This window comes from Clostridium sp. DJ247 (assembly GCF_014231265.1).
Genome location: NZ_JABAIW010000027.1, coordinates 19,477 through 43,875, shown reverse-complemented (window position 1 = coordinate 43,875; position 24,399 = coordinate 19,477). Strand labels below are relative to the sequence as shown.

General features: G+C 28.9%; 25 protein-coding genes and 3 tRNA genes. 8 read left to right on the top strand and 20 right to left on the bottom strand.

The annotated features are described in order from the left end of the window. Positions 1-64: 64 nt before the first annotated feature. From HGI79_RS12245 to HGI79_RS12225, 6 genes are all read right to left on the bottom strand, one after another. Positions 65-1,378: a hemolysin family protein gene (locus HGI79_RS12245; protein ID WP_185650970.1), complete on the bottom strand. Its 1,314-nt coding sequence runs from the start codon at positions 1,376-1,378 to the stop codon at positions 65-67. 338 nt (positions 1,379-1,716) lie between these two features. After that, the gene (locus HGI79_RS12240) at positions 1,717-2,721 is read right to left on the bottom strand and encodes an IS200/IS605 family accessory protein TnpB-related protein (protein ID WP_241428202.1); all 1,005 of its coding nucleotides are present in this window, start codon (positions 2,719-2,721) and stop codon (positions 1,717-1,719) included. Between the two features lie 83 nt (positions 2,722-2,804). Continuing rightward, a complete protein-coding gene (locus tag HGI79_RS22805; protein ID WP_241428201.1) occupies positions 2,805-3,155 on the bottom strand; it encodes a hypothetical protein in 351 nt (116 codons plus the stop codon). A gap of 284 nt (positions 3,156-3,439) precedes the next feature. Beyond that, positions 3,440-3,523, bottom strand: a tRNA-Leu gene (locus HGI79_RS12235). A 9-nt stretch (positions 3,524-3,532) separates the two neighbouring features. Beyond that, positions 3,533-3,608, bottom strand: a tRNA-Lys gene (locus tag HGI79_RS12230). A 3-nt stretch (positions 3,609-3,611) separates the two neighbouring features. After that, positions 3,612-3,686 (bottom strand) — tRNA-Gln (locus HGI79_RS12225). Positions 3,687-3,863: 177 nt separating this feature from the next. Here HGI79_RS12225 and HGI79_RS12220 point away from each other — a divergent pair. Then, positions 3,864-4,193, top strand: coding sequence for a hypothetical protein (locus tag HGI79_RS12220; RefSeq protein ID WP_185650969.1), 330 nt, complete (start codon positions 3,864-3,866; stop codon positions 4,191-4,193). Positions 4,194-4,364: 171 nt separating this feature from the next. Here the strand turns inward: HGI79_RS12220 and HGI79_RS12215 are convergent, their stop codons facing one another. The 3 genes from HGI79_RS12215 to rpsA form a co-directional block, all read right to left on the bottom strand. Then, positions 4,365-6,368 carry a methyl-accepting chemotaxis protein gene (locus tag HGI79_RS12215; RefSeq protein WP_185650968.1) on the bottom strand — a complete coding sequence of 668 codons (2,004 nt, stop codon included), beginning with the start codon at positions 6,366-6,368 and terminating at the stop codon, positions 4,365-4,367. A gap of 146 nt (positions 6,369-6,514) precedes the next feature. After that, complete coding sequence (locus tag HGI79_RS23495) at positions 6,515-8,410, bottom strand: EAL domain-containing protein (protein ID WP_185650967.1); 1,896 nt, start codon at positions 8,408-8,410, stop codon at positions 6,515-6,517. A gap of 405 nt (positions 8,411-8,815) precedes the next feature. Further along, complete coding sequence (gene rpsA / locus HGI79_RS12205) at positions 8,816-9,997, bottom strand: 30S ribosomal protein S1 (protein WP_185650966.1); 1,182 nt, start codon at positions 9,995-9,997, stop codon at positions 8,816-8,818. Positions 9,998-10,439: 442 nt separating this feature from the next. Here rpsA and HGI79_RS12200 point away from each other — a divergent pair, with 442 nt between their 5' ends. Then, on the top strand, positions 10,440-11,387 hold the full coding sequence (locus HGI79_RS12200; protein ID WP_185650965.1) for an L-lactate dehydrogenase: 948 nt from the start codon (positions 10,440-10,442) through the stop codon (positions 11,385-11,387). Between the two features lie 326 nt (positions 11,388-11,713). On the opposite strand, the gene HGI79_RS12195 is transcribed toward HGI79_RS12200, so the two are convergent. Both HGI79_RS12195 and HGI79_RS12190 read right to left on the bottom strand, forming a co-directional pair. Continuing rightward, positions 11,714-12,304 (bottom strand): ECF transporter S component, encoded by a 591-nt coding sequence (locus tag HGI79_RS12195; protein WP_185650964.1) that lies wholly within the window; start codon positions 12,302-12,304, stop codon positions 11,714-11,716. 222 nt (positions 12,305-12,526) lie between these two features. Beyond that, the gene (locus tag HGI79_RS12190) at positions 12,527-14,047 is read right to left on the bottom strand and encodes a hypothetical protein (RefSeq protein ID WP_185650963.1); all 1,521 of its coding nucleotides are present in this window, start codon (positions 14,045-14,047) and stop codon (positions 12,527-12,529) included. A gap of 243 nt (positions 14,048-14,290) precedes the next feature. Between HGI79_RS12190 and HGI79_RS12185 the strand changes: the two genes are divergently transcribed. Then, a complete protein-coding gene (locus tag HGI79_RS12185) occupies positions 14,291-14,497 on the top strand; it encodes a heavy-metal-associated domain-containing protein (protein WP_185650962.1) in 207 nt (68 codons plus the stop codon). An 81-nt stretch (positions 14,498-14,578) separates the two neighbouring features. Here HGI79_RS12185 and HGI79_RS12180 read toward each other — a convergent pair whose 3' ends face one another. The 7 genes from HGI79_RS12180 to HGI79_RS12150 all read right to left on the bottom strand — a co-directional run bounded on the left by HGI79_RS12180 (position 14,579) and on the right by HGI79_RS12150 (position 20,920). Further along, complete coding sequence (locus HGI79_RS12180) at positions 14,579-15,073, bottom strand: dihydrofolate reductase (RefSeq protein ID WP_185650961.1); 495 nt, start codon at positions 15,071-15,073, stop codon at positions 14,579-14,581. 286 nt (positions 15,074-15,359) lie between these two features. Beyond that, on the bottom strand, positions 15,360-16,379 hold the full coding sequence (namA, locus tag HGI79_RS12175) for an NADPH dehydrogenase NamA (protein WP_185650960.1): 1,020 nt from the start codon (positions 16,377-16,379) through the stop codon (positions 15,360-15,362). Between the two features lie 58 nt (positions 16,380-16,437). Next, entirely contained in the window at positions 16,438-17,631 is a 1,194-nt protein-coding gene (locus tag HGI79_RS12170; protein WP_185650959.1) for a MalY/PatB family protein, read from the bottom strand. A gap of 249 nt (positions 17,632-17,880) precedes the next feature. Continuing rightward, positions 17,881-18,552, bottom strand: coding sequence for a 7-cyano-7-deazaguanine synthase QueC (queC, locus tag HGI79_RS12165; RefSeq protein WP_185650958.1), 672 nt, complete (start codon positions 18,550-18,552; stop codon positions 17,881-17,883). After that, entirely contained in the window at positions 18,552-19,313 is a 762-nt protein-coding gene (locus HGI79_RS12160; RefSeq protein WP_185650957.1) for an acyl-CoA dehydratase activase, read from the bottom strand. The genes queC and HGI79_RS12160 overlap by 1 nt, the downstream gene beginning before the upstream one ends. A gap of 29 nt (positions 19,314-19,342) precedes the next feature. Continuing rightward, complete coding sequence (locus tag HGI79_RS12155) at positions 19,343-20,341, bottom strand: 2-hydroxyacyl-CoA dehydratase (RefSeq protein WP_185650956.1); 999 nt, start codon at positions 20,339-20,341, stop codon at positions 19,343-19,345. A 429-nt stretch (positions 20,342-20,770) separates the two neighbouring features. After that, on the bottom strand, positions 20,771-20,920 hold the full coding sequence (locus tag HGI79_RS12150) for a hypothetical protein (RefSeq protein ID WP_185650955.1): 150 nt from the start codon (positions 20,918-20,920) through the stop codon (positions 20,771-20,773). A 246-nt stretch (positions 20,921-21,166) separates the two neighbouring features. Between HGI79_RS12150 and HGI79_RS12145 the strand changes: the two genes are divergently transcribed. The 5 genes from HGI79_RS12145 (at position 21,167) to HGI79_RS12125 (ending at position 23,588) form a co-directional block, all read left to right on the top strand. After that, the gene (locus HGI79_RS12145) at positions 21,167-21,310 is read left to right on the top strand and encodes a hypothetical protein (protein ID WP_185650954.1); all 144 of its coding nucleotides are present in this window, start codon (positions 21,167-21,169) and stop codon (positions 21,308-21,310) included. Positions 21,311-21,615: 305 nt separating this feature from the next. Next, a complete protein-coding gene (locus tag HGI79_RS12140; protein ID WP_185650953.1) occupies positions 21,616-21,819 on the top strand; it encodes a hypothetical protein in 204 nt (67 codons plus the stop codon). 246 nt (positions 21,820-22,065) lie between these two features. Next, positions 22,066-22,317, top strand: a complete 252-nt coding sequence (locus HGI79_RS12135) for a late competence development ComFB family protein (RefSeq protein WP_241428200.1) — start codon at positions 22,066-22,068, stop codon at positions 22,315-22,317. 323 nt (positions 22,318-22,640) lie between these two features. Further along, complete coding sequence (locus HGI79_RS12130; protein ID WP_185650951.1) at positions 22,641-22,838, top strand: hypothetical protein; 198 nt, start codon at positions 22,641-22,643, stop codon at positions 22,836-22,838. A 543-nt stretch (positions 22,839-23,381) separates the two neighbouring features. Next, positions 23,382-23,588, top strand: coding sequence for a hypothetical protein (locus HGI79_RS12125; protein ID WP_185650950.1), 207 nt, complete (start codon positions 23,382-23,384; stop codon positions 23,586-23,588). A gap of 66 nt (positions 23,589-23,654) precedes the next feature. On the opposite strand, the gene HGI79_RS12120 is transcribed toward HGI79_RS12125, so the two are convergent. Beyond that, entirely contained in the window at positions 23,655-23,933 is a 279-nt protein-coding gene (locus HGI79_RS12120; protein ID WP_185650949.1) for a hypothetical protein, read from the bottom strand. A gap of 76 nt (positions 23,934-24,009) precedes the next feature. Next, positions 24,010-24,282: a hypothetical protein gene (locus HGI79_RS12115; protein ID WP_185650948.1), complete on the bottom strand. Its 273-nt coding sequence runs from the start codon at positions 24,280-24,282 to the stop codon at positions 24,010-24,012. Positions 24,283-24,399 lie beyond the last annotated feature (117 nt).

The following is a 24,399-nucleotide window of genomic DNA, read 5'->3' as shown; positions in this document are numbered from 1 at the left end:
AATTCCACCCATATTTATAAAACTTTTGTTTAATAAATCACATGATTTTGTATAAAAGCTATCTTCATTTTTCCTGATTCACATATATTTTTAATTTTTCTATTCTTTTCTCACTTACTTTTTCTATTTTAAAAATAATATTCTCATATTCTATAGTGTTTTCCTCGTTTTCTATCGGAATACTTCCAAGCAAATCGATGACAAATCCACCTATAGTATCTGAGTTTTCCGACTGTAAATCCAAATCTAATAATTCATTTACTTCGTCTATAGGAAGCAATCCATTAACCACATAAGTGTCTTTATCTATCTTTTTTATATTTTGCTCATATTCGTCATACTCATCAAATATATTCCCCATTACCTCTTCAATTAAGTCTTCTATTGTAACAATACCTGAAAACCCGCCATATTCATCAATAAGAATTGCCATGTGATTTTTTGTTTCTTGAAGTTCTTTAAATAACACATCTATATTCTTGGTTTCAGGTACAAAATAAGGAGGCCTTAGTAATTGTTTTATATCTATCTTATCTATAGAGGATTTTGCTATTTTACTGAATAAATCCTTTATATATAGTATGCCTATTATATTATCAGTATCTTCTTCATATACTGGAATTCTAGAATACTTCTCTTTTAATATTTCATCTAAAATTATATCATTATGTTTGCTTCCATCTATAGCAAATACATCAGTTCTTGCAGTCATAACTTCTCTTGCTATAGTATCATCGAATTCAAATATACCATTTATCATATCCTTCTCTGTTTCGTTAATTACTCCTTTTTCCTGACCTACTTCTATTAAAGATCTAATTTCTTCCTTAGATACTTTTTCTTCTAAATCTTCAAGACTCATTCCGGATAATTTAATTAAAGAATTAGTAGATCCAGATAGTAATTTTACAAAAGGCATTATTATTTTTGATACAACTAAAATAGGTTTAGCTGCAAACATAGCTATTTCTTCTGATTTTTGCAGTGCAACTCTTTTAGGGTATAATTCACCAAATACAAGAGTAAAGTATGCTAGTAATACAGTTACCACTACAACAGATATTTTATCGCTATATGGCACATTAAAACCTTGTAAAAATATAGAAAATCTATTAGAAACAGTTGTTGCAGCAGAAGCACTGGCAAAAAATCCTGCTAAAGTAATTCCAACTTGGATAATTGCAAGAAATCTGCTTGGTTCCTCCAAAAGCTTTAATATTATACTTGCTTTTTCATTTCCTTCCTCTGCAAGATAAGTTATTCTACTTTTATTTAAAGATATAATAGACATTTCAGATGCGGAAAAAAAGGCATTGACTAAGGTTAACACTAATATCAGAAGTAACTCTGGTACTAAACCGCCAATTATATTATCCATCAAGAGCCCTGATTTCTAAAACTATGACAAATTGATTCTTGCATAGTTTTTCATTCTATCCACTAAATAGAACGGTAGTATCACAGGATTCAACTACTAGGATTAAGATAACTATCTTAAAATCTCGCTTTACATTTAAGTAATACCTTAAGACTTCTTTAAGGAAACTCCTTTTCGTTCCTCAAAGGAGTAAGTGATTCGCACAAAATCACAGATTTTGGCTCTCTGCTTAAGTCCTACAAGATTATGGGTGTTACCCATTCCTCAAATATATTATTCCACCAAAGCCTTTCCTTCTAGGTGTACTTTGGCAGTCTTTATATCTTGAAAATTAAGACTTATGCTATTCCTAATATTCGTTTCCTATTTACTATCCAAGAATCAGGCCTTTCACCTACCTTTCTCTTTATAATTTTATCTATACAATTCCATTTACTCCAATCATTCTTTTGGTCAAATAGTTGAATGTTATCAACAAGCTTATCTTTTAATATTTTAGGTATTTTTTCTTTAAACTTGTAACTTCTTCTAGCTATTACCATAGCAGCCCCATTATGAACTGCCATTCCATACTGATGACAGTATTTATAAAGCCCTATTTTACTTGTATACTGTGGTTTTACTTTAATTAATTCTATTCCTTCTCTATAACAAGAAGCCTCAACCATTGTTAACAACTTTGAATATATAAAACCATGTTTTATTCTTGCAAATTTACTTTGAACATCTTTATCATTCTTAAATTTTAAGTCCTCTATAGATACGCCACAGTTATAAGTTTTAGCAATGAAGATAACTTGCTTAACTAATTCACCACATAAATTTGATCTCCTATTGCTTCTAGAATAGAGTAATTCATGCTGTTTTAAATAGGTATTCCACTTATAATTACCTTTATTATCTATCATAGTTAGAGCAAATCCATCTGGATTGGTATCTATGCCTATAATCCCATTATGCTCTGTATATATTACATCTGCTTTAGATAATTCAAAGGTTATATGACAATAACATTTATCCTTTTTCTTAATCATTTCTACTTGATAAGCATTACCTGTAGCTAAATGATTTAAAAATAATTCTCTATAATTAGTGCCATTTACTCTACCTGTCTTCTTTGATAATTTTTGTGGTAAATATATAGGTACTTCAATTTTTATTGCTCTGTTAGTTTCAGTTTTTTCAAATGTTGATATTTGAAGATAACTCATACCATTACTTAGTATTACTCTTAAATTTGGATTGCCTTTTTTAGTCTTATCTCCTCTTGAATAAATATGATTGTTTCTACAGGCTTTCCATTCTTCGTTAGATATAAGCCCCTTACACCTTTTTAAGAGCATCTTTTTAGTACCAAAAACTACAGATGGAATAGTGCTAGTATCGATAAAACTCTTAAATTGATTAGCTTTTCTTTGTCTTTTATCTAATTTTTAAGTAAAGCATTTCGTTTCTTCTCTGATAGATTTTTCTTTTTGTCCCCTAAAATATTTTCAATTACAGTAACTTTTTTAGTGTAATTTTCATAATTCATTTTTACTAACTCTTTTTGTGAAGCAATAGTTTGCCTTGCCGATTCTACTGCATCTTTTGCCTGTCTTATATTTAGATTGTATTTGTACGCTATTTCTTTCTCCAAATCTCCAATGTTTTTACCTTGCAATATTCTCTTAAATGCAAACCTTACAACAGTAGAAAATATAAGCATCATGTTATCTATAATTTTGATTTGTTCATTTGTTTCATTTATCAATAATGCTTTTATTGTTATTTTCATAAAATAAGTTATCCTTTTCAGATGGTTTTATCCTCTAAAATCATATTTTGTCACAGTTTTTAACAACTGCTGTTACCTCCTTAATAAACTACTAAGCCATTCATTATATTTTTACAATATTATATAAATTATATTCTAATACTAGGATAATATTAAATGATTTCGATATAAATAAAGTGAAGCTTCAATTAATGAGGGTATTAGTGGCAGTCAGCTATGAGATAAAATATTGAAAAACAAAAAAAGATTGATAAAACATCAATCTTAACTGGCATTATATTAAATGGTGCAGGTGAAGGGAGTCGAACCCCCACGCCGTTGGCGCTAGATCCTAAGTCTAGTGCGTCTGCCAATTCCGCCACACCTGCATATTTAATTGGTGGCTTACCGGGGAATCGAACCCCGGACACCATGATTAAAAGTCATGTGCTCTACCGACTGAGCTAGTAAACCAAATGGCTGGGATAGCAGGATTTGAACCTACGAGTGATGGAGTCAAAGTCCATTGCCTTACCGCTTGGCGATATCCCAAAATGTGATTTATTTACCACACAGTTATTGATTATAATATACTATTTATATGTTGTCAACAACTTTTTTATGAATTTTTATCTAAAAAACATTTTTATTAGTTTAAAGTTTTGTATAGTTACATTTTATGACCTTAATCATATATTAATATTACAAGCAATTTTAAAGGTGAAAATTATGATTACTTCAATTAATCTCAGCCTACCAAGAAAAGCAACTTATTCTTTTATAAACAATATACTGCTTGGACAGAGGATGAAAAGCACATATGTAAATAGCTATAATTATGCATTTATTTTAACTATGCTATGTGTACTTACCAACTCTGAAACTGTCTTTGCAAAAGATTCCACCATTCCTGGAGAAATTTTGAAATATCATAATTATTTTATTGATTTTATCACAATTATAGGATATCCAACTATAGACGTTATATTCAACATATTAAGAATGCATAAATCACTTATAGATTATTTTAAATATTGTACACTAAAAAACAAAGATTAAAATACTCTTATAATTATAATTTATAGGATTCCTTAGTCAGAACTTAACTTATACGTAGGAATATGCTGCCAAAACTGATGGCACTTTTAAAAACTTTAGACTGATTAAAAGTTTTTAACGTGCCGAAGCTTGGCAGCATATTCCGGAGTATAAGTTAAATTTCGGGCATGGTTATCTATTTATTTTAAAAATCCCAACTTTGCTTCTTAAATCTTTAGACGCCTCATCTACTTTTAATGCTAGTTTTGTTACCTCTTCACTAGAAGCTAACAATTCTTCAGTAGAAGCTGAAATCTCTTCCGACGATGCTGACACTTCCTCTGCTACAGCAGATATGCTTTGTACCTTATTAACAACTTTGTCTTTGGACTCATTAGTGTTATTCACAGATACCTTTGTCTGCTCCATAAGCGGAACTATGTCTTCAACAGATTTAATTATACCTACAAAAGACTTTATAGTATTCATAGCTATGCCCTCTTGATCATCTAGCAATGATTTTACTTCTTTTGTATTATCTATTACTTCATCAGTTTCACTTGATATAGACTTTATTAAACTTAAAATTTCCTCAGAGGATTGTTTTGATTCTTCTGCAAGTTTCCTTACCTCATCTGCAACTACTGCAAAACCTCTTCCCTGTTCGCCAGCTCTAGCAGCCTCAATAGCCGCATTTAAAGCTAAAAGATTGGTTTGTTCTGATATGGTATTTATTGCATCAGTTATATTTCCTATCTTAGAGACAGTTCCTGATAGGTTATTTACTTTCGATACTACCGTTTCAAAAGAATCTTTTATTTTTCCTATGGAGTTCATCAATAAATCTATTTCGCCTTTACCTTCTTGAGCTTTATTTTGGGTATCAACGGTTCTATCATTAACATTTAGGATATTATCCTCAACCGTCTTTAATTCTTTAGAAAATTCATCTAGAAGACGCACAATATCCATAAGTTCATTAGCTTGATTCGTAGCTCCTTCTGCTATATTATTAATTGCTGCAGATACTTCACTAGAAGCCGTATGCATTTGCATTGAAGTAGCAGATAAATTTTCTGCAGAATCTCCCACTATACTAGCTATATCTTTAACCCCGGATATAGATTGTTTTAAGCTATCTAATGTTTGATTTAATTTTTGAGACATACCTGATATTTCATCTTTTCCTTTACTAGTAACTTCTACAGTAAAATCTCCTTTAGCTACTTTTGCCATACTATCTGATACTTCAACTATAGAATTAGACAAATTCTTTGAAAGTGCAATTGCTAGACCTATACATGCTACTACAGATACAGCAATAAAAATCAACATTAATGTAATTACCTTATTACTCACTTTTGTTAACTCATTCAAAGTTATAGTAGCAATAAAAGTCCACCCCTTATTAGCGTCAGTATCGTAAGCAACTAATTTTGTAACACCATTATATGTATATTTGCCAATTCCTTTTTTATTATTAAGTATTTGTTTCCCTATGCTTATATTTAAAATGTTTTTCTTAAGTAACTCATCACTATTAATATGCGCTATAGCTGTTCCATCTGATTCAACCACATATATATAACCACTATCACCTATTTTAACGTTATTAATAAATTCATTTGATATATCACTTAAGTTAACACTTGTAATTACAACACCCAATAACTCCCCATTATCTTCTAACACAGGCGTTGTTACCACAGTTACAGGTTTACCTGTACTAGAGCTTTTCTTGACTTTTGATATATATTGCTTTTTACTATTCTTTACATTAGTGAAGTATTCCATATCCTTAAGATCTTTTCCTGATAATACATTATGGGCATCAGTTAAACATATACCATTTTTGTCTATAACAGCTAAGGTTTCATAAATTGAATAATTATTCATGTATCTTTCAAAAATATTTATAACTTGTTCTGATAAGGTTTCATTTTTCTGATTTGAGTAGTATAGCTCTAAATAACTTTTTAATATTGGATTTTGCGAAATATTTTGAGATGTTTTTTCAACCATCTCCATATTACTTTGAAAAGATTTCATGGAAGACTTTTGAGAACTTTGTAAGGTACTATATGCATCTTTAATGCTACTATCTTTAATAATAAAATAAACCATTGACCCTAAAGCAATTATTGGCACTATAGAAAATGATATGAACCACAATATAAATTTTTGTTTAATCTTCACAAATTTCACCTGCTTTCAATATTATACTATACATCATTATATATAGACTTTTTTTCGCTATTCCTTTATAACAAAGTGTTAACATACAATTGTAAAAAGAAATAACAATCTTATACGTAACTATACAAGACTGTTGACTTAAGATCTTATTTATAAATATCAAAAGATCCTACCTTTAGTATGTCTTCAATTTGTTCTGCTGGGAAAGGCTTACTAAAATAATACCCCTGTATTCTATTACATTCTTTTTTAATGAGAGATTTTAATTGTTCCTCAACCTCTACCCCCTCAGCAGTAACATCTAGCTTCATTTTATGAGCTAAATTTATAATTTCATGGGTTATTATTTCTTCATAAGAGCTTTCGCATAACCCATCTATAAAGGTTTTATCTAGCTTAAGTGTATTTATAGGTAAACATTTTAAGTAATTTAAAGATGAATATCCAGTTCCAAAATCATCAAGTGCTATTCTAATACCCATGTTTCTTATTTCACTTAATACCTTTAGATTGGATTCTAATGTCTCCATCATTACACTTTCTGTTATCTCCAGTTCTAAACACTCTAACTGCATTCCTGTTTCATTCAAAATTTCATTCAATGAACTTAAAAAATTTGATTTTTGAATTTGAATTACTGAAACATTTACTGCTATAAACTCACAATGATATCCCTGTTTTTTCCAATCCATGTATTGAGTACATGCAGTCCTTAAAACCCATTGTCCAATAGGAACAATAAGACCTGTTTCTTCTGCTACTTTAATAAATTCTAACGGGGATACCCATCCAAATTTTTTACTATTCCACCTAAGTAGTGCCTCTACACTAACTACTCTACCAGTTTTTGCATCTACTTGAGGTTGATAATATAGATTTAGCTCATGGTTTTTAATTGCATTTCTAAGTTCTTTTTCCATCTCAGTCTTTCTATAAATTTCCTCATACATAGAATTTTGAAAGAATACATAAGAATTTTTCCCCAAATGTTTTGCTTTATTTACAGCTATATCTACATTTCTAATTATAGCACTAAAGTTTTCTCCGTCATCTGGATAAACAACTGCTCCTATACTAGCTGATACAATAAATTCCTTTCCTTCTAATACCCACATTTTATTTAGATTAGATAGTAACATTTTTATATTATTCTCAACGTCTTCCTTAGTATCTATTCCATACTGTAATATTAGAAACTCATCTCCACCAGTTCTTGCTACTATACACTTTTTGTTAAGTATTGTATTTAACTGACTTCCTACATTTTTTAGTAACTTGTCTCCGTACTGGTGTCCAAAGGTATCATTAACATTTTTAAAGTTGTCTAAATCAATATATATTACTCCAAGTTTCTGGTTATTTTCTTTTTTTATATGACTTTTTAGATGTTTTTGTATGAAATTAGTATTTGGTAATCCTGTAAGTGAATCATAATAAGCCATTCTTTCTAACTCATAATATTGATTTCTTAATTTATGTTCAGCTGTGTGAAGCTGCTTATAAACACTTGCCAACTCTGAATAACTTCTATTTAACTTTTTATTTATTTCTAGTTCCTTCAAATGCCTGTTTCCTATATTTTCAATAATGTTTCCTATATCTAATAAAAAGTTAACTAAACTCCGAACTTTATTTTTAGAAACTATAGGAATTTCCTTTACCTGGTTTATATATTTACCGTTATAATCTTCTATGTTATCATACAATTTTTTCTCAAAATCTGTTTCTGATTGCTTTAGAAATATTTGTCCTACTAAAATTGTGGCAGTATATATACCTTCTATAAAAATAGGCACAGCTACATATATTAGACCTCTTCTGCATTTATAAATAATAGCCTTCTCTTTTTTTCTAACCTTTTCTACAACCTTTCTTATGGTTCCTTTATGTGAATCCTTAAACGTATCTTTACTCTCTAGTATAATAGATAATTCCCTATCTAGTTCCGCTATGCTGCAATTTATACCTGTAATAGAATAGACGCTTTGTATTAAGCTATTCAGCCTCTCTATTTCTATAAGCTGCGAGAATTTATACTGCACAAAAACACCAACCTTTTGCTTATATATTTAAATACACCAAATAACTATATTTACTTACAAAATATAGTTTATATACCAAACAAATAAAACTTGTATAATTTATAATATAAACATTTTTTCGCAATTTTATTACGTTATATTTAGATCAAATAAAAACCTTACAAAAAACACAAAAATACTGATACATAAGTCATTATGTATATTTTACCATATAATAATACAATTGTATATTAAAATCCGGTTATTTTTTGTCAAATTTTAAACTATACAGCCCCTTTAGTTAACCTCAGGCATGAATTTTCGATATCTTTCAAGTAATGTCGAACATATATTCTATTGTGAATAAGTAAAAAATTAAAAAACAAGTTTTAGCTCAAATACCAAAACTTGTTTTTATATAATCTTCTAATCAAATTTAAAATTTTTTAGCTTATCCTTAAACAAATCTCCAAGAGTTACTCCTGAATTATTTTTATCCACATATTTTTTGAAATCTTCTTTTGGTTTTTCTACTGCTTCTTTAATACTTAAACTTATTTTCTTTTCTTTTTTGTTAACATCTAAAATTTTTACTTTAACATTATTACCTATATTTAATATATCCGATGGTTTTGATATACGGTCCTCAGAAATCTCTGAAATATGAACTAATCCCTCAACTCCAGGCTCTAGCTCTACAAAAGCTCCAAAGTTTAAAAACTTTGAAACTACTCCATCAACTACGTGTCCTACTTTATACTTATTTTCAATATCATTCCAAGGGTCTTTACTTATATCTTTTAGCGAAAGAGAAATTTTATTTTTATCTTTGTTGACCTCTAGCACATATACCTCTACTTTATCTCCAACTGAAACCACTTCTGATGGGTCATTGACTCTTTTCCATGATAACTCAGAAATATGAATAAGCCCATCAATCCCACCTAAATCCACAAATGCTCCAAAACTTGTTATTCTACTTACTGTACCTTCTAATTTTTCTCCTGGCTTTATATTCTTCAAAAGTGATAGTTTTTTAGCTTCTAATTCACTTTTTTCTACTTCTTTTCTGGATAACACAACTTTGGCTTTACTCTTATCTAGTTCAATAACTTTTACATTTAACCTTTCCCCTATGTACTCATTTAAATCTTCAACATATGAAATTGAAAGTTGAGAGGCTGGTATAAATGCTCTAACAGTGTTTACATATGTTACAACTCCCCCTTTAACAACCTCATTTACAGTAACTTCAAAAGTAGAATCGTTTTTTAGATAATTCTCAAGTTCATCCCAAACCTTTACTCTATCTGCAGCTATTTTTGAAACTAAAACATTCCCGTCTCCATCATTCATATCTAGAATATAGGTATAAATTTCATCGCCTTCATTTAAAATATCCTTTAAACTTACTTCTGAACTATTATTAACCTCATTCTTAGGCAATATAGCATCTGACATATATCCTATATTTATTATCGCTTCGTTATCAGTTACTGAAATTATTTTTCCTTTAACAATTTCTCCAGTTTTTACCACCCTCATTGATGATTCAACATTATTTATAACTTCATTCATGGAGTTTATTTCATTATTTTCTAATGTCATTTTACATCTCTCCTAACCTTTTATAGTAAGCTTTCTATCTTAATTATATATAATTTTTTATTACTCTAACATACGTTAGCAAATATTAATATTTGCTAACTTTATATTTATTATTAGAAAGATAATATTAGAATAACTTTTTATAATATATACGCACATATATTTATTATGATATAATTTGAATATTTTTATAATCTTCAATACAGCTCTAAAAAAAGTTTAAAAATTGATTTTATAGTCCATTATTTATTCTAACTAAATATATAGTTACCTTCAAAATTATTTTTATGTAGTTACTAATTAAAAAATAATCTTTCCTAATTGATAATTTTTCCTATTTAATATATAATATAGATATTAAATAGGAATATTTTATATTTATAAAGAAAATAATCTTAATTATTATGTATTATTTGTTTTTGTATAAATTGGAGGTTTTATCATGAAAATTAAAAGTACTAAGATATCTATTGTAGGAGCTGGATTTGTAGGTTCCACTACTGCTTTCGCTCTAATGACAGCCGGATTAGCTTCTGATATTGTGATTGTTGACATTAATAAAGATAAAGCAGAAGGTGAGGCAATGGACTTATCTCATGGAGCATCTTTTGTTAAACCTGTTAATATTACAGCAGGAGATTATTCTGATACCAAAGATTCTGATATTGTAATTATAACAGCAGGTGCTGGTCAAAAACCTGGAGAAACTAGATTAGATTTAATAAACAAAAATTATAAGATATTTCAGTCAATTATACCTGAAGTAGTTAAATATAATCCTAATGCAATACTATTAGTTGTATCTAATCCTGTAGATGTGTTAACCTATATCACTTATAAATTATCTGGCTTTCCAGCTGAAAGAGTAATTGGTTCTGGTACTGTACTAGATACTTCTAGATTAAGATATATGTTAAGCGAACATTTTGACGTTGACACTAGAAACATTCATACTTATATAATGGGTGAACACGGTGATTCTGAAATAGCTACTTGGAGCCTAACATCAATAGCTGGAATGCCTTTAAATGATTATTGTAATTTTATTATGAAAGATTGTAATCAATGTTATAAGGAACAAATTGCAAGCGATGTAAAAAATGCAGCTTACGAAGTTATAAATAGGAAAGGCTCAACCTACTATGCTGTAGCTTTAGCTATACGAAAAATTGTTGAAGCAATTTTAAGAGACGAAAACTCTATATTAACTGTTTCAACACTCCTAAAAGGAGAGTACGATTTAGAAGACGTTTATATTGGAGTTCCTAGTGTAATTGGTGCTAGGGGAATAAAAAAAGTATTAGAATTTCCTTTATCACAGGAAGAAGCCTCTCAATTAAAAGATTCTGCTAAAACTTTAAAAGAAACTTTAAATAAGGCAAATATATAGATAAGCATGCCCGAAATTTAACTTATACTCCGGAATATGTTACCAAACTTCAACACGTTAAATATTTTTAATTAGTCTAAAGCTTAAATTTGAGAAAAACCTAAGAACTTTGATAAACTCGTACCTCAAACATATCTAAAGTTCTAAGATTTCTCTCAAATTTTCGCTAAGACTAATAAAAAAATATTTAAATGTGTTTTCAGTTTTGGTAACATATTCCTACGTATAAGTTAAATTTAAGCTATAACTATCTATAGGATTTCACGGTGGAAACTTAAATTAGAAAATCCCTAAGCTTAATATTAAACTTAGGGATTAAATATGTTTTATCTGTTTCTTATTTTAGTAACTGCAGTTACAATAGAAACTGTAATTACCATTGATAATATTGCTTCTGGTATACCATTAGTTAAGGCTACAGCCCATATTGTAGCTTTAGTAGCACTAACACTTATCTTTAAAGCTTTAGCATATGGTCCTAAGTATATTAAGTATATCATTCCAAGCACACCGCAAGTGTTTGTTAAAGAACCTATAGCCGCTGCAACTGATATGTTTAAAGCTTTAAAATTAGTTTTTATAACTTTATAAGTATAGTAGGATGTAAAAGCAATTAGTACTCTTGGTAACACTGACACAAGAGGATTTAAAAGTACAAAAGAAACTGGGGTAGGTGTGGTAATAGCATGTACAATACTAAAGATTCCAAAGATTAATCCTACCGACGCACCAACTAAAGGTCCTTCTAATATAGCACCTATAATAACTGGTATATGCATAATTGTGGCTTTTATAGGTGGAATAGGTATAAAACCTAATCCTGTTGTACCTAATACTATTGAAATAGCAGAAAGCATTCCAATAACAGCCAGTTGTCTTGTGTTAAACCTAGTTGAAGTTTTTAATTCTTTTTCCATAACTCTCCTCCGTTCTTATTCCTTTTTCATGGATATAATTCGGATCATTTTTTATAAAATTACAGTTCGGTTTCATAAGAATACCGACATTTTCATTTTATCATGTTTTGTTAAAATTTCAATTAGAAAGTTAAAAATTCAACTTTCATTGATTATGAATGTTTTCCTTTATAAAATAATTTATATGTTGTGAATAAAATTTTTTAACTTTTGCTTATACGTTTAATCTCTTATAACTGGAAAACCTTCTTTAAAGTATTCTTTTGGATATAATAAATCAATTACTTTATTTTTACTACATTTTTCACCTGTATTAAATACATTAGGCAATCCTTTTAATGAGACTCTTATATTTTCAATATTAAATATATCACAAATATTTTCTATACACTCAACTACAGTTTTATTTTTACTTTCTTTTATATACTGATTTATTTCTTCTCCTGATAGCCAATCATTACTTCCACTATAATTTTCATCATAATTAATAACAGTACATTTAAGTTTGTTTCTATCATTTCCTGATATAGAAGACATAAAAAATGTTTTTACCATTATGTCATCCAAAGGTAAACTATATCCAGCAAAAATTATATGTTTAGCATTTTTCATTAATAATCCCATTTCAGTTTTTATTTCCTCTAAAGGAGGTATACTTCTTTTCTTTGCTAAGGTCTGCATTATTAATGGCATATCGTAAGGATAAGTAATTTGACCACAGTAAGGGCACTCTATAGCTCCTCTTTTATATTCTAACTCTTTATTTGTCTTGTAATTCCAGTTTTTTTGTAACCCATCTGCTACAGATGGACCAAAGGCTTCAGTTGATAGTTTATCCCATTTCGACCCAAAGGTTGTTATATACTTACCGCACTCTGGACATATTCTAGAACCAAAAATTCCATGTGGAAAAAGAATTTTTCCTATTCTAAAAATTCTAGATGGGTATTCATAGTCATTTACACGCTTACATTGTGATTCATCTGCAGTATACCATATTTCAGATTCACTGCTTCCTATTTCTGTAGATGCAATTTTTGTACCAAAATCATCAAATAACCGCAATTTTAATCCATCCTGTAACTTTATTGGGTTATCATTATGTTCTTTATGAGCGTTGAATATATTCCAGAGCAACACTGGATCCCAATTGAAGGAGACTATAGCATAAGAATATAAATAAAATCTTCTAGTATCTCTTCTATAACCTCTTTTTTCAAAACATTGTGCCTCTTCCACCATTAGTTCTGTAAGTATTTTGGAGAATTGGTAATAAGCTTCTACTTCTCTGTTATCCATGTAACCTGGTCTTTTTTGTATACTAAGTCTCTCTAATTCTTCTATAAGCAAAATTAAACACCTTTTGGCACCTTTTATTCTTTCTACTCTTAAAAATTCTGTCTTTCCATTGCAGAATGCATTAAATCCCATATCATTATCAATTAATTGATCCAGCATAGTAAAGAGTTCATGCATATTAAATTTAGTGTTTGTATTTATTATAGTCTCCAGCGCTTTTATATCATATATCTCTGAAAGCTTGGAATCTTTAATTAAATCTTCTTTTACAAGCTTTATAAATTCATCTCTTAACCCTTTATCTTTTTCCTTTAAAAAAGAAAAATCATTTTTGTTTATTCTTATAACCAGTTGTATTAAATCTTTTGTAGCATAGAGTCCAAGAGGTTTTGTAGCTCCTGCTCCCCATAATATTACTGTTTCTGGCCAATACTTTTCAGGCATACATATCACCTCTATTAAGCTTTTAATAAAAACTATGCTTTATAATAAAATATTCAATACCTATAATAAATTATACCTATGAAATCATTTAGCTATACCAATACAGAAATAAAAACTAGTATTAAATAAGTATAAAAACCTTATAAAACTCGTATTTTTTTCTAATACTATATTGGCACTTAAAATTTACCTTATAAAAATATTTAAGATATAAATATATTACTGAAGGAAGGAAGAATGTATATGAATTCATTACATTACAATGTTTCTGGCATGGCCGGTTCTCAAAGTAAAACAAAACTTAAAAATGCTCTTGATAAAATAGAGGGAGTTCAGGAAATTGAAGTAAACCTTGCTGCTGGTACCGTTGATATTCAATATAACCCACCTGCTAATGCTGGACAGATAGAGCACTGTATCAGAAATACAGGATATAATATAAATAGGTAATTTTAAAAGGTAGAATTTATAAAAATACTTATTGCTATAAATTCTACCTTTCTATTAGTAAAATATATACGGCTTAAAATATTACTTACGCTCTAAAGTAATAAATTTATGTTCAAATTTATTTTCTCGATTAACTATACCTTCTTCACTATGAACAACACACCATTGTTCTTCATTATAGTATGGGAAAAAAGTATCTCCTTGAAAATCCTCATAAATTCTTGTTATATACATTTTTTTTGAGTAAGGAAACAACTCAGAGAAAATTTCTGCTCCACCTATAACAAAGTACTCTTTATAATCTCCAATCATATTTTCTAAATACTTTAGATCATTAATTATAGTAACCTCTTCATCTCCTATTTTATAGTCTTTGTTTCTTGTTATAACTATATGTTTTCTATTTGGTAGTTTTTTAGGTAAGGATTCAAAGGTTTTTCTACCCATAATTATAGTTTTTGTACCACTGGTTGTAATTTCTTTAAATCTTTTTAAATCTTCCGGCAAGTGCCATGGTAACTTGTTATCTTTACCTATAACTCTATTATTAGCTATAGCTACAACATAACTTAACATTAAAAGTATACCTCCTAAGTTTTATAATACAGATAATCACAATTTAAATTTAACTTATACGTAAGTATATATTACCAATGTTTCGTCACATTTAAATATTTTTTATTAGTCTTAGCGAAAATTTGAGAAAAACCTTAGAACTTTAGATATGTTTGAGGTACGAGTTTATCAAAGTTCTTAGGTTTTTTTCAAATTTGAGCTTTAGACTAATTAAAAATATTTAACGTGACGAAACATGGTAATATATACTGGAGTATAAGTTAAATTTCGGGCATGGTTATCTATACTATCTTGCTCTATCATATTGTGAAGGCCATGAATAATCTTCTCCTAATTCACTAGCTGCATGCAATACCCAATATGGATTTCTTAAAAGCTCTCTTCCTATATATACTAAATCAGCCCTGTCATTTTGTAATATTTCCTCTACCATTGAAGCTGTTGTTATTAATCCACCTGCCATAACAGGTATTGAACATTCTCTTTTTATAGTTTCTGCATACTTAACTTGATATCCCGGATAAACATTTATGTGTGCTGATACAACCGCTCCTGAACTAACATTTATTATATCAATTCCCTCATCTTTAACTAAATTAATTATCTTTGCAGTATCTATATCATGGTTTCCTTCTTCAACAAAATCCTCTGCTGAAACTCTTAATATTAAAGGTTTCTCTTTTGGCCATACTTCTCTAACCGCTTTTGTTATCTCTTTAAGAAATCTAGCTCTATTTTCTATGTTTCCACCATACTCATCTTCTCTTTTATTTGAAAGAGGAGACATAAATTCATTAATTAGGTATCCATGCGCACCATGTATTTCTATTACATCGAATCCAGCCTTCTCAGCTCTCAAAGCTGCATCCTTAAATAGTCTTATAACATTAACTATATCTTCTTTACTCATTTCCTTTGGAGTTTTATATTTATCGTTGAATGCTATAGCACTTGGAGCTATGATTTGTTCGCTGTGAACTTCACATTTTCTTCCAGCATGCCCAAGTTGTATTCCTATTTTTGCTCCGTGCTTTTTAACTTCATCAACTATACTTTTTAATCCATCTATATGAGAGTCATCCCATATTCCTAAATCTCTATCACTTATCCTTCCTCTACCTTCAACAGCTGTAGCTTCTACAATAATTAATCCTACTCCACCAATTGCCCTAGTAACATAATGTACATAATGCCATGGTTTTACACTACCATTATTATCTGAGCTATACATACACATAGGTGGCATTACAATCCTATTTTTAATCTCTAAATTTTTCACTTTGAATTTCGAAAACAGTTTTGACATAATAAACCCCTCCCAACTCTCAATAAACATATTTTATACAGATACCCACAACTTAAATTTAACTTATGCTAGGATATATGCTAAGCTTATTCACTTCTCTTTCAATTCTTTCTAAAGCATCTTTCAAAACACTTCTTGGACAAGCTACATTTATTCTTTGAAATTGTGCACCTTCTTCCCCAAACATTATTCCATTACTAAAGCCTAATTTAACTTTTTTTACAAAAAACTCCTTCAATTCATCTCTGTTCATATTTAGTTCTGAACAATCAATCCAAACCAAGTAAGTTCCTTCAGGTTTTATAACTTTTAATTTTGGTATTTTCTCTTGAAAAAACTGCAAAAGATAATCAATATTACCTTCTAAGTACTCCATTAATTGTTCTAACCATTCTTCACCTTCATTATACGCTGCTTTTAAGGCGTCTGTTGCAAATGCATTAGGCTCGTCGATACCACTATTCTCTATTTCTGTTCTAAAGGCTTTTCTTAACTTAGTATTTGGAATTATAATATTAGAAACTTGTAGTCCTGCTATATTAAAGGTCTTACTTGGAGCTGTACATATTATAGAGTTTTGTGCAAATTCTTCACTTATAGAAGCAAAAACAGTGTGCTTAAAACCTTTATATACAAGATCAAAATGTATTTCATCTGAAATCACTAATATATTATTTCTTAAACATATTTCTCCCAAATGAGTTAGTTCTTCCTTAGTCCATACTCTTCCAACTGGATTATGGGGATTGCTTAATATTAAAAGCTTTGTTCTATCTGTTATTTTATTTTTTAAATCCTCAAAATCCATGTAATACTTGCCATCTTCGTATTTTAATGGATTTTTCACTATTTGAGCACCATTATTTTTTATTGCATCATAGAAAGGGTGGTAAACAGGTGTTTGAATAATAACCTCATCACCTGGACTTGTAAAGCCTCTTACTATAAAGTTTAACGCAGGTACTACACCTGGAGTAAATGTAATCCACTGAGTTTTTATATCCCAATTATGTCTTTTTTTCATCCAATTTACAACTGCCTCATTATATTCCTTATCTTTTAAACTATACCCATATATAGCATGTTGAGCTCTTTTTTCTACAGCCCTTGCAATAGGCTCTGCCACCTGAAAATCCATATCTGCTATCCACATAGGAATAACATCCTTGTCACCATATATACGTTCTACCGCATCCCACTTTACACAATTTGTATTTTTTCTATGTATTATTTTATCAAAATCATATATCATATTTCCCCACCTTTCAGTTTCCAAATAAAATTATCCGTTAATTTATTATAATTATATTCCAGTTAATTTATTTCATCAAATAGCCTTAATTAATATAAAAATCTGTAAACAACATATATTGCCTACAGATTCCTCATAAGTAAATTTTATTAACTATTTTTTCGTATTTTATGCATTTATTCTATCATAGATTTACATGCTGAAAAGTGAAATTACTTTTCTTATTTGATTAATTCTCCTTTAATTGTTTTACTTGTACGCAATTGGATCTTCATAACCTGCTTCTTCAAAGGCTTTTATTCTAAGTATACAACTGTCACAAGTTCCACAAGCCAATTCTTCACCTCTATAACAAGACCAAGTTAAGCTATAATCTACACCTAACTCCATACCTAGCTTTATTTCATCTGATTTCTTCATATTTATAAATGGAGTATGAATTTTTATTTTTTTATCATTCTCTACAGCACATACTGTACCGTTATTTATGGCATTCTCCATGGCTTTTATAAATTCTTCTCTACAATCAACATAACCTGAATAATCTACTTCACTAACTCCTATATAAATATCTTGGGCACCTATTGCTTCTGCATAAGATGCTGCATAAGAAAGAAATATCATATTTCTTGCAGGAACATAAGTAACAGGGATTTCTTTATTAATTTCTTTTCCATCTGGTACATCTATGTTATCATCAGTTAAAGCTGATCCTCCCCATGCATTCATATTAGTTGTAACAATAATATGCTCCTTAACTCCAGCAGCTTCAGCTACATTTTTTGCACAGTTAAGTTCCTTGTTATGTCTTTGTCCATAGTCAAAGGATATAGCGTATACTTCATATCCCTCTTTCTTAGCTAAATAAACTGCTGTACTTGAATCAAGACCGCCAGATAATAAAACTACAGCTTTTTTCATTATAAATCCATCCTTTCTGCATAATAACAACATCCTAGAGCTCCATTAAACTGAGCATCAGGTAATGTAATTATTTCATTATAATCATTTTTTAGATATTCCTTTAATGCACTGTTTCGTGCTACTCCACCTGATAACACAAGGGTTTTACCATAAAACTTAGTTAATAGTGGTTGAAGTCTTTTGTAAAGCGAATAATTTACTCCAGCACAAAGCCTTTCAGTGCTTATACCTTCAGCTATTTTTCCTATGAGTTCTGACTCTGAGAAAACTGCACAGGTAGAATTAAGTTCTATAGGATTATCATGATAGCTAAACATTTCATCTAAAGGTATCTCTAGTACATTTGACATATTTTCTAAATACCTTCCGCAGGATGCAGCACATTTTTCATTTAATTCTAAATCTGTAATAACTCCTTTTTCTACTTTAACTACCTTAACGTCTTGGCCTCCCACATCTAATAATATAAAATCTTTTATGTTGGTCTGAAATAAAGCTCCATATACATGTGCTTTTATTTCATTTATAGGTGTAAAGAAGCTTAAATCAGTATTGTTTCTTCCATAACCAGTAGATACGGCAGAATCTACTATTCCTATATCTAACTTTTGTAAATCTACAACTATCTTTCCATTGAAATTACAATAATCTCTATAGAAAGATATAGTGCTTATTTTAAATTTTTTCACTATTTCATTAGCTTTTAGTAAAACTATCTTTACTTCTCTACTCCCCAAATCTATTCCAAGTCTTTCCAAATCCTCACCTTCTTGTAAACTTTCTAAGCCTATTTAAACATCTTGGAATCCATAAGCATGTCTAAAAATGCTTCAATTCTTAGTTTAGTTCTCGCATCTAAATAATTGAGTTTGTCTCCTTCTATATTGAGTACAGGTATACCCAGCTCTTTTTTTATAACTATGTCCTCTATTTGTCTATAACAAAAGGCTTGAGTATAGTGTATGATTCCATCTATTTTTCTTTCTTGTATTTGCTTTTTTATATCCTTTAATCTAAATTTAATATTGTATGGATATGTATAATCATAATACTGCTCATATATGTTTTTAGCATATTCTGCTCTTGGGAATGCAAACTCCCTTTGAACTTCGTTATATACAAAATGAGCATTGAACTTTTCTACATAATCATAAATATCGCAAGTCATTGGCGGCACTCCAATATAACCAAGTTTTATTTTTTTCTCTATTGGTTTTCTTTGCTCTATTTCAATTATCTTTTTACTTATATCAATTTCAAACTTTGCAATATCACTATTAAGATCACTAGCGCTTACTTGATATAAGTGATTTTCAAAGCCTGTTGCTTTATTTTCTTCAAAGGTTAGTTTATCAAGTTTTTTTACTAACTTTCTAACCTTGTTCACTCTTTGTCTAACACCTTCTACCTGTTCCATATTTACTTGAAAAATATCCATAAAAGAATCTATAGACCTTTTTATATCTTTAATATTGTGACTATGTGGGTATGCAAATGGATATACCTTTACACCCTGCATGTCTAATACTTCTTCTAATGCTTTAGTATTAGAACAATCTCCTTCTGTAACTCCCACTATTTCTTTTATTTCATGTTCTACACAAACTCCATACAAGCCCTTCTTCCATGCACAACAACTTTTAGGAAACCCTTCTCTTTCAGCTATATCAATATATTTACTATAATTTTCTGATGTTACAAAAATATTATTAAGATCTATCACTTTATAACCTGCAGCAATAAGTACTTCTATTGGTACAGTTGTGGTTATTCCGATTTTTTTCATATCTAACCTCTCTTAGTAAAAATTTTACCAAAACAAAAAGGGCATACCGCCCTGTAAAAACAAACTTCTTTACTATTAGCAATTGAAGATAGCTTATTAAAGGTACAAGTATATTATACCTTTATATAGCAATAAAAAAGAGGCGTACTGCCCCTATATGTACAAAACAAATCCCTATTGCTAGTAGAAAATTCCTAGTTTTGTTTATAGACAGGATGGTTACGAACTGTCTTATTTAGTTATATTAATCTTAATATAATTCTAATACATATCTATAAGTAAGTCAAACCAATGTTTTTCCACTGATAAAAAAGCTGGCGTTATCTTGCCAGCTTATTCTTTAACGTATAAAAATTTTTCAAAATCGTACTATTTCATAAAAGTATTCAATGTTATAAAGCCTTTGTATTTACAACATTTTAAGATGTACTACTTTTCTTCTTTATACTTTAAGCCTACTCTTCTCCACCTTTGTCTACATTCTTTACATTCTAAAAGCTCTCTGTCTTTTTTTATGTTAAATATTAGGGTTTTAAGTTTGTCGCAGCCACAAGTACATTTGAACTTATTTAGTTTCAATGTATGTTATCCCCTTTCCAAATCTACAATTTATTCATTTATAAATTATACCACTATAATATGACTTCTACTAGCTTCTCTTTTTTTATAGGCTTTCGGTTTTAATTCTAGTAGCTCGTACACTTTATTATAAACTGTTTAACCAAATTTAATTTAAAATGAGAGTTTCAAAAATAAACTCTCATCTTGAATTAAATTTCGTTAAATACATAAAATAACTAAAAAACTTATTTAGGTGGTGTTGTTATGAAAGATTTTGAATTATTAATTGAACAAACTGGGCACCGTAATCTAATCATGCTTATACTAATTTTAGTAGTATTTTTGTATGCACTAATGTTAATTTTTAGGTTAACTATTAAGGACTTTCGTAAAAAGTCTAAGAACTAATTATACATTTAATATTTTGCTAGCTGTAATTACTTCTACATCTATTAAATTACCTTCTTTTACTAAGCCTTCCAACCGTGACATTTTAAACACCTCCGACTACTATTATTGCCAGAAAATGTTTTAATTAAAATGCCTATAATATTCTCCAGTTTCTATTACTTATTTTATCATATTTACTTGACAAAAGTAAGTACCTCATCACACTATAGTTATATATAGTAATTTAATTATCATATATTACTTTGTTACTCTATTATTTTTTATATCAATATTATAGAATGGCAGTTCACAATGGAGCTGCTATGCTAATAGCTAGGAGGAGTTATAAATTTAAAGAAAAAATACCTAAGATATTAAAAGATAAACTTGTAGATAACAATGAACTACTCAATGAAAAGAATGATTGGAGTAAGTGGAATTATATAAATAAAATTATAAAAAGAAAGGTAGGTGAAAGACCTGATTCTTGGATAGTAAATAGGAAACAAATATTAGGAATAGCATAAATCTTAATTTTTATAATATAAAGACTGCCAAAGTACACCTAGAAGGAAAGGCTTTGGTGGAAGGAGTTTCTTTCTAGGAGGCTTAAGACGTTACTTAGATGTAAAGCGAGATTTTAAGATAGTTGTCTTAATCCTAGTAGTTGAATCCTGTGATACTACCGTTCTATTAGTCAATAGAATGAAAAACTATGCAAAAATTAATTTGTCATAGTTTTAGAAATCAGGTTAAAAATGCTTAAAAATTATATGGAAGAAATAGTTGATGAAATATTACCAACAGTTTTAAAAAATTATACCAATATATGCAAATGCGAAAAATGCGTTGATGATATTAAAGCTAAAGCTTTAAACAATTTAAAACCATTATATGTTGTTACTGAAGAGGGTGTTGTTTATTCAAAAATTAATGAATTAGTACCACAATTTAGAACTGATGTTTTAAATGAACTCGTCCAAGCAGTTACTGTAGTATGCCAAAACCCTAAACATAACTTATAGTTAATCTATTAAACACTCAGATGAGGTTTTAGCCCTATCTGAGTGTTTAATAAATTAACTATATTTGCGCTGCATATTACGAAATACAATAAATTCCCTTAATATAGCATAAATTTCTGCAATTTTAAATATATCTATAATAAAAAGTACTAATAAAGTACTTATTTGTTTCCTACAGCAACTATAATAAATTCTTAATATATCATACTTAAATAGTTACTAGTTTAAACACTAATGAATTTAAAAGCACATAATTAGTGAAAAATATAAAGAAAATTTATTAATTAAATTAATTGTTAGTAATTAAAAAGAAAGGTGATATTATGGATTTAGAAAATATCGTTGAAGCTCTTAATGACGTAAATATAAAAATACAAAATGAATACAACAAATGGAATTTAATAGATGACATTGATCTTATTGAGGAATGCATATGGAATATAAAAAGTTTAGAAATACGTCGTGGTAACTTATATAGAAAAGCAAAGGCATTAAACAATAGTCATAAAGAAGTAGTATAGCCAAACTTCCTATATGTTAAATTATTAAATATACAAGTTTATTTTGACTATGGATACTCATGCCCGAAATTTAAGCTGTGGATATCTATATTAAACTTTGTATATAAATAATAGCTGGAACTTATATTCCAGCTACTTCTATAACTTAAAGTATTCTATTATATAAAAATTTTAGTTAACCCCGTTTCGTTACAAATAACTTTTATTATGCTTTATTTATAGCCATTTACTTACTTTAGATTTATTAATAATAGAAGAATTTTTGTTATGATATATAGATAAAATGTCATTTTTATTTAAAACTTTTATAGTGTGATTTTCATATTTGTTTCTACTTGACAAATTTCTTAAGAGATTGCTGAGTTTATCCCTCATTATACAACTCTCCTTTCTAGAATTATAATGTCCACAGATAAAGATTTTATCCTAGTATATAATAGCCTTGTAATCAATATTTTTGTTTGTATGGCAAATATAAATTTATATATTTCCTGTTCTTTTGCACATACTACTACTGATAAAATTACCTGGAGGTGCATAATAATGCAAAAGACAAAGGGTTCTGATAGGGATATGATGTGGTCAACTCCATCTGTTACTGAATCTTTAGGATTGTCAACTTCTGCTGGCTTAACAAGCGAATCTAACCCAGGTTATGATGGGTTATCAGGAAATATTCCTTTGTTACCTAATTATAATGATTCATCTAAATCAAGTAAAAATAGTTTCTTAGAACCTGAAGAGGATTAAAGTTATAAAGCTTATACTTTTTAACTAGTATAGGCTTTATAGCTCTCACTTTATTTTAAATATAAATTATTTTGCTATATATTTATTATTAGGCATAAAAGTGAATTTATGTCCACAACACATACATTGAAAAACCATTTCTTTTGTTTCTATGTTTTTTCCTATTTTAAATACTTCCCCTGTGCACTTACTACATATAGTGGGAATATTTAAATTCATTTCTTTGTTATATTTTTCAAAATCCTTACATTCTGCACATATTAAAATAAGCTTTAGCCTCTGAACACTAACTTTAAATGTATTACCGCTGCAGCCCTCTTTTTTACACACCATAGTATTAATCATTGTACCATCCTCCAATTTGTATATATCATACAATGAAATGTTTATGTATAAAAAGAGCTCTTTAAGAGCCCTTATATTATTTAAGACTTTCCAATTTTGCCTTTAATTCAATAGCTTGTTTTGCCTCATTTAATGCACTTTCTACTTCTTGAGCATACCTATTCCTTTGTTCTATATTTTCAATATTTTCATTGGATAACTTTGTCAATATATCTATTTTCTCCAGTTCTACTTTATAAAATTTGTATCTATCTATACAATCATTAATTATTTTATTTTGTGATTCAATTAATTCTTCAATAGCTTTGTTCCTAATTTCTATCTTACTTAGTTCCTGTAATATGTCCATATTAATACCTCCCATTTATAGTTTTTGGGTTCACATAATATTAAAGCTGAGAAATTATAGTTTACCTATCTAAGTTATATATATGAGTTACCAACGACTTATATACTAATAGTTTTA

Excerpts from the sequence above, each read along its gene's own strand:
- HGI79_RS22805 (WP_241428201.1), bottom strand. The coding sequence starts at position 3,155 with ATGAAAATAACAATAAAAGCATTATTGATAAATGAAACAAATGAACAA.
- HGI79_RS12195 (WP_185650964.1), bottom strand. The coding sequence starts at position 12,304 with ATGGAAAAAGAATTAAAAACTTCAACTAGGTTTAACACAAGACAACTG.
- HGI79_RS12200 (WP_185650965.1), top strand. The coding sequence starts at position 10,440 with ATGAAAATTAAAAGTACTAAGATATCTATTGTAGGAGCTGGATTTGTA.
- HGI79_RS12145 (WP_185650954.1), top strand. The coding sequence starts at position 21,167 with ATGAAAGATTTTGAATTATTAATTGAACAAACTGGGCACCGTAATCTA.
- HGI79_RS12180 (WP_185650961.1), bottom strand. The coding sequence starts at position 15,073 with ATGTTAAGTTATGTTGTAGCTATAGCTAATAATAGAGTTATAGGTAAA.
- HGI79_RS12155 (WP_185650956.1), bottom strand. The coding sequence starts at position 20,341 with ATGAAAAAAATCGGAATAACCACAACTGTACCAATAGAAGTACTTATT.
- namA (WP_185650960.1), bottom strand. The coding sequence starts at position 16,379 with ATGTCAAAACTGTTTTCGAAATTCAAAGTGAAAAATTTAGAGATTAAA.
- HGI79_RS12130 (WP_185650951.1), top strand. The coding sequence starts at position 22,641 with ATGGATTTAGAAAATATCGTTGAAGCTCTTAATGACGTAAATATAAAA.
- rpsA (WP_185650966.1), bottom strand. The coding sequence starts at position 9,997 with ATGACATTAGAAAATAATGAAATAAACTCCATGAATGAAGTTATAAAT.
- HGI79_RS12115 (WP_185650948.1), bottom strand. The coding sequence starts at position 24,282 with ATGGACATATTACAGGAACTAAGTAAGATAGAAATTAGGAACAAAGCT.
- HGI79_RS12240 (WP_241428202.1), bottom strand. The coding sequence starts at position 2,721 with ATGCTCTTAAAAAGGTGTAAGGGGCTTATATCTAACGAAGAATGGAAA.
- HGI79_RS12120 (WP_185650949.1), bottom strand. The coding sequence starts at position 23,933 with ATGATTAATACTATGGTGTGTAAAAAAGAGGGCTGCAGCGGTAATACA.
- HGI79_RS12170 (WP_185650959.1), bottom strand. The coding sequence starts at position 17,631 with ATGATATATGATTTTGATAAAATAATACATAGAAAAAATACAAATTGT.
- HGI79_RS12245 (WP_185650970.1), bottom strand. The coding sequence starts at position 1,378 with ATGGATAATATAATTGGCGGTTTAGTACCAGAGTTACTTCTGATATTA.
- HGI79_RS12185 (WP_185650962.1), top strand. The coding sequence starts at position 14,291 with ATGAATTCATTACATTACAATGTTTCTGGCATGGCCGGTTCTCAAAGT.
- HGI79_RS12190 (WP_185650963.1), bottom strand. The coding sequence starts at position 14,047 with ATGCCTGAAAAGTATTGGCCAGAAACAGTAATATTATGGGGAGCAGGA.
- queC (WP_185650958.1), bottom strand. The coding sequence starts at position 18,552 with ATGAAAAAAGCTGTAGTTTTATTATCTGGCGGTCTTGATTCAAGTACA.
- HGI79_RS12140 (WP_185650953.1), top strand. The coding sequence starts at position 21,616 with ATGCTAATAGCTAGGAGGAGTTATAAATTTAAAGAAAAAATACCTAAG.
- HGI79_RS12135 (WP_241428200.1), top strand. The coding sequence starts at position 22,066 with ATGGAAGAAATAGTTGATGAAATATTACCAACAGTTTTAAAAAATTAT.
- HGI79_RS12220 (WP_185650969.1), top strand. The coding sequence starts at position 3,864 with ATGATTACTTCAATTAATCTCAGCCTACCAAGAAAAGCAACTTATTCT.
- HGI79_RS12125 (WP_185650950.1), top strand. The coding sequence starts at position 23,382 with ATGCAAAAGACAAAGGGTTCTGATAGGGATATGATGTGGTCAACTCCA.